Here is a 1589-nt window from a genome sequence, read left to right as displayed (position 1 = left end):
GTCATGATCGATGTGACGCACAGCGCCGATGACTTCGCCGGAGGTGAGCAGAAATCGCTGTTCCAGTGCCGCGAGTGCAGACGCGTCATAGCGAAAATGCGGCCAATCAGGCTGTGTCCAGTTCCAGGGCATGAGCGATAACATCCATTTCTATCGCTCTCAATATCATATATTTATGAGTAATAGAAGCCCAGCTATTGCTCACCACCCTAATTGCGGAGAAGCTGTTGCGCGTCCGCACTGCGCGGAGTCATTGGCGTAGCATTCCTAAAGGTTCTACAACGGTCATTGCGCTTATCCTGGACTAAAGCCTGAGATGGGTGTTAAAAGAACTGGCAGATTTCGGCTCTATTGCTGCCGAAGAATTCATTCCTGACTAGTAATCAGCACGTGGTCCAATTAAGGGGCGGCGAACTCGTCCAGCGGCATTGAGCCTCTTCTCCATTCTTGCTTAAGCAGTACGGAAGTCGGTGAACTCGAAACTACTCGAGAGAGAGAACAGCGTGCCCACGTTGATTTAATTCAAATGGCCCGTTTTACGCTGGCTTGTAATTCAGAAGCGCCTGTTTGCGCCACCAAAACTACCACTCGGGTTTAATTCGATAGCCGGTTATGGTTTCGGAACTCGACTGATAAACTCAATCGTAAAGGATCTACAACCTACTTTCATTTCTCAGAAACGGTACGAGATCGGGTTGTTTTCGCCAATACTTAAAGCAGACCATCTCCGTATGGACGGTTTCAGTCATCTCGCTCCCCTTTTTCCATGAGCAAGAGAGACCCGCAATGACGCGCCCGTTAGATATTGCCCCAACATGTACAAGCCGGTAATGAGTAGGATCAACAATGGCGGCAGCGGCGCGTAGGTGATGACGACCGGAGGTTGACCCCATATCATTGAAAGAAAGTTTGCTGCGACGGTAACAGTGAAGACCACTGATACCCACCGGTGCATTTGCCTTAAACGCAAGCTAACGGCTCGCCGATATCTCCCAAGAGGTTGCCTCGATTGCGGCTCGGTTGAGAAGAATTCCGCACCCATCACCGCGGCTCCACTAGTTTCCAGCCGTTTCCGGATGGATCGCGGAAGCTCGCATCGACGTTACCGAAACGGCTGATCGGCTCCTGGGTGAATTCGACACCTTTTGCCGCAAATATCGCATGCGCGGCATGGCAATCCTTGACCAGCATTACCAGCGGCGGCATGGCGCCCTTCGCTACAACCTCGTCTAGCTGTCTCGCGGTAGCCTCGTCTACTGTTGGCGGCTGGGGCCGGAACAACCCAAGCTGGAATCCCAGCTGATCTGGATGATGCACCGTCAGCCAACGGTAATCTCCGTTCCTGGCGTCGGTGTGCACAGCAAAACCGAGCTTGCCCACATAAAAATCGATTGCTTCATCTTGATCGCGCACGTAAATGCCCGCGACTCCTACCCCTAGATCGACTCTGTCCATGACTGCTCTCCAATGAAAGAACTCAAGGGCAAAAACGCATGATTTGCGTGGCTTTTCCCTGGGTTCTGTTGCGTTTTGATCGGCACTTGGTCCGATCGGTAAATCTTTCCCGTCGAAGGACAGATATTCGCCGC

General features: G+C 52.1%; 2 protein-coding genes. Both read right to left on the bottom strand.

The genetic code is table 11. The features are described from left to right. On the bottom strand, window positions 1–132 hold a 132-nt coding region (locus F9K91_RS25435; protein ID WP_151679062.1), incomplete at its 3' end, for a DUF4172 domain-containing protein. Window positions 133–1041: 909 nt separating this feature from the next. Next, the coding region (locus F9K91_RS25425; RefSeq protein ID WP_235913460.1) for a VOC family protein at window positions 1042–1589 on the bottom strand (548 nt) is incomplete at its 5' end.

It is taken from the genome of Brucella tritici, assembly GCF_008932295.1.
Lineage (GTDB): Bacteria > Pseudomonadota > Alphaproteobacteria > Rhizobiales > Rhizobiaceae > Brucella > Brucella tritici.
This window is presented reverse-complemented; position numbering and strand designations above follow the sequence as displayed.